Raw genomic sequence first — 3,701 nt, 5'->3', positions numbered from 1 at the left:
CTTCAAGGGTGGCCTGCGCAGCTTCGGGCAGTTTCGCGAGCACTTGCGGCGCGTTCTGGAAGGCAGCGGCGGGGCACTCGTCACCAGCATGCTCGACTACTACGCGCTGCCGACCGACTTTCCCGGCATGTCGACCCGGCCTGCCGGCAGCACGCCGCGTCAGCGTGTCACGCACGTGGAGAGTGAGTTGCGCACGGCGATCGGACAGCACAATTTCCTGCCGTTCATCGCATTGCACGAATACGAGGCTTGGCTGTTCTCCGATTCAGTCACCGTTCCGAGCGTGCTGACCGAACCGCACAAGCAGGCAGCCTTCGCGGCCATCGCCGACGCCATGGCCCCCGAGGACATCAACGAAGGGCCGACCACCGCCCCCTCCAAGCGTCTGCTGACCTTGTTTCCGCGGTATCGGAAAGGCCTCCATGGCCCGCTCGCCGCCGAACGCATCGGCATCCCGGCGATACGTGCCAGATGCCCGCACTTCGATGGCTGGCTCCAGCAACTCGAACAGTACGCCATCGCCTGAGCAGCGACCTCACGACATTGCCAGTACCTTGCGCACCAGCCGCAGCAGTTCCTCCATCGTGTTCTGCTTGCGCATCAGGCTGCGCACGCCCGCGTCGGCGGCCTGGGCCTGCAGTTCCTCGGTGATGTAGCCCGAGCTGATCACCACCGGCAGGTCGGCGCGGATGTCGCGCAGCGCCAGCGCCACGTCGAGGCCGGAGTAGCCCGGCATGTTGAAGTCGGTGATCACCAGGTCGAAGGCCAGCGGCCGCACGGCGACCGCCGCGACCGCCTCGTGCCCGTCGCGGAACGCAGTGACCCGGTAGCCGGCCTGCAGCAGCAGCCGCTCCACCATCAGCACGATCACCTCGTCGTCGTCGACGTAGGCCACGTGCTGGCCGGCCCCCTGCAGCGCGCCGGGCGCGGTGACCGGCAGGGCTTCCTCGACCGGCTCCGGCTCGGCGGCCGGCAGGTAGAGGTGCATCGTCGTGCCGCGCCCGGGCGCGCTGTCGACGCGGATCGCGCCGTGGTGCGCCGCGACGATGCCGTGCACCACCGACAGCCCGAGCCCGGTGCCCTGCCCGGTCGGCTTGGTCGTGAAGAACGGCTCGAAGATGCGCGCCTGCGTGGCCGCATCCATCCCGACGCCCTGGTCCTGCACCCACAGGTGGGCATGGTGCCCGGCGGCCAGTGGCGGCGTGGTGCCCATGGCGCGCTCGTCGCCCGGCACCACCTCGTACGCCGCCAGCCCGACCTCGATGCGCCCCGGCCGCCCCTGCAGCGCATGCCAGGCGTTGGTGCACAGGTTCATCAGCACCTGCTGCACCTGGGTGCCGTCGGCGTTGACGTGCAGCGTCGGCGCCGCCAGGCGGCACTCCAGCGACACCACCGCCGGCAGCGTGGAACGCAGCAGCCGCACCGATTCCTCCACCAACGGCTGCAGCGGCTGGTTGACCAGCGCCTGCGGCTGGCGGCGGCCGAACGCGAGGATCTGCTGCACCAGGTCGCGGGCGCGCACGCTGGCCTTGTGGATCTGCTCCAGGCTCGCGAGCGCGGGGTGGCCGGCGCCGATGTCCTCGCGCGCCAGCGCGACATTGCCGAGGATCGCCGCGAGGATGTTGTTGAAGTCATGCGCGATGCCGCCGGCCAGCGTGCCGATCGACTCGATGCGCTGCGATTCGCGCAGCTGCGCCTCGAGCGAGCGGCGCTCGCGGTCGCTGCGCCACAGCCGGCGGATCATCACCACCATCAGCAGGTGCAGCAGCAGCCAGGCCAGCGCGGTGAACAACGCGAGGCGCCGCCAGCTGGCGAGCACGTCGTCGTGGCTGAGTGCCACCGTCAGGAAGAACGGGTAGCCCTTCACGACCACCGTGCCCGAGATGCGCCGCACGCCGTCGGTGAAGGCGACGTACTCGTTCACCGCCTCCGGCTGCCCCGCCTTGACCGCGCGCAGGATCGGCTGGTCGGGCGGCATCGGCTTGTTGACCTCGGCATCGATCTGCGGCCAGCGCAGCACCAGATTCCCGGCCTCGGTGCGGCGCAGGAACACCGTGCCGTTGCGGCCGATGTCGAGCTTGCGGAACTGCTGCTGGAAGTAGGTGAGGTCAAGCGGCGCCAGCGCGGCACCGACGAACCGGCCCTGCGCGTCGCGCACCGGACGCGTCATCACGATGGTCGGGCGCTGGCTGACGCGGCCGGTCACCACGTCGGTGAACAGCAGGCCGGCCTGCGGGTCGCGCTGGTAGGCCTTGAAGAACGAGCGATCGGCATAGTTCGCCATCGGTGTGCTGGCCGACGAGGTCACGTAGCGCTGGTCGCCGCGGGCGTCGATGATGCGCAGCGCGATCAGCTCGTCGAAATCGCGCAGCATCGCATCGAGTTCGCCGTTGACCTGCCGGGCGTGGGCGAGTTCGCCCTGCGGCGCGAGCGCCTCGGGCGGCACCGTCTGCGTCAGCGCGCGAAGCACGGCATCGGTGCGGCGGAAGGTGCCGTCCATGCGCACCTCCAGCGTGCGCGCGTAGTTCAGCGCGGTGGTCTGGGCGGACTGGATGGCGTCCTGCCGCGCCACCCACAGCAGCCAGCCGATCAGCAGCGAGGCAGCCAGCGTTGCACCGGCCAGCAGGGCCGCGAACTTGCGGCGCGGAGGCAGGACGGCGGGCGCCGGCGGGGATGTGGCCATGGGAAGGTCTTTTAGCCCGGCGTGGCGGGCGGCGCAATCGGGGGCGCCGAGCGTGCACCCAGGCGTGAAATCCTCGCGCAAGTGCCTCAATGCCCATCCCCGGATGCCGATATCTTGCCCAGGTGGACAGTCCGTCAGGGGAGGCGCGTTGCCACCGTGAACCAGTGCACAAGTCCGGAAGTCGAGCGTGATCAAGAAAATTGCTGTCAGCGAGTTGCGCCTGGGCATGCATGTCCACGAGTTCTGCGGCTCGTGGATGGATCACCCGTTCTGGCGCTCGAAGTTCATCCTGAAATCCGACGCTGACTTCGAACGCATCAAGTCCGGCGGCGTCAAGGAGCTGTGGATCGACACCGGCAAGGGCCTGGATGTCGAAGGCTCGGCTGCCGTGGCGCAGGCCATCACGCAGGAATCGGTGGCCGACGAGGTCGAGCGCGAGCTGGAGTTCGTCGCGTCGATGCCGATGGAGTTCGACGCCCTCGACAGCGGCGACGCCGCGATGGCCAAGGCCGCCGCGCTGTACCGCCGCTCGGTGCCGAAGATCGCATCGATGTTCGGCGAGGCGCGCCTGGGCAAGGCGGTCGACGCCGGCCAGTGCGAGGAGCTGGTCGAGGAGATCTCCGAATCGGTGCTGCGCAACCCCGGCGCGCTGATCAGCGTCGCACGGCTCAAGCGCGCCGATGAATACACCTACATGCACTCGGTGGCCGTCTGCGCGCTGATGGTGTCGCTCGGCCGCCAGCTCGGCCTGCAGGGCGACCAGCTGAAGAAGGCCGGCCTGGCCGGCATGCTGCACGACCTGGGCAAGGCGGTGATGCCGCTCGAGGTGCTGAACAAGCCCGGCAAGCTCACCGATGCCGAGTTCGACATCATGAAGAGCCACCCCGAGCGCGGCCACGAGATGCTGCTCGAAGGCGGCAGCGCCGGCGCCGTGGTGCTCGACGTGTGCCTGCACCACCACGAGAAGGTCGACGGCAGCGGCTACCCGCACAAGCTGTCGGGCGAGCAGATCAGCCTG

The 3,701-nt window shown here is 69.3% G+C and carries 3 protein-coding genes; 2 read left to right on the top strand and 1 reads right to left on the bottom strand.

Features of this window, described 5'->3' with window-relative positions; all coding sequences use genetic code 11:
- Positions 1–526 (top strand): DUF4276 family protein (locus AC1D12_RS27815; protein WP_477844308.1); only part of this gene is annotated, 526 nt, incomplete at its 5' end.
- A gap of 9 nt (positions 527–535) precedes the next feature.
- On the opposite strand, the gene AC1D12_RS27810 is transcribed toward AC1D12_RS27815, so the two are convergent.
- Positions 536–2,683: an ATP-binding protein gene (locus AC1D12_RS27810; protein WP_477844306.1), complete on the bottom strand. Its 2,148-nt coding sequence runs from the start codon at positions 2,681–2,683 to the stop codon at positions 536–538.
- Between the two features lie 187 nt (positions 2,684–2,870).
- Between AC1D12_RS27810 and AC1D12_RS27805 the strand changes: the two genes are divergently transcribed.
- A partial coding sequence (locus AC1D12_RS27805; RefSeq protein WP_477844304.1) for a cyclic di-GMP phosphodiesterase occupies positions 2,871–3,701 on the top strand: 831 nt, incomplete at its 3' end.

Source organism: Rhizobacter sp. P1_G5 (genome assembly GCF_056405435.1).
Note: the sequence above shows the minus strand (reverse complement) of the source record. Positions and strands in the feature narration are given on the sequence as shown.

Excerpts from the sequence above, each read along its gene's own strand:
- AC1D12_RS27810 (WP_477844306.1), bottom strand. The coding sequence starts at position 2,683 with ATGGCCACATCCCCGCCGGCGCCCGCCGTCCTGCCTCCGCGCCGCAAG.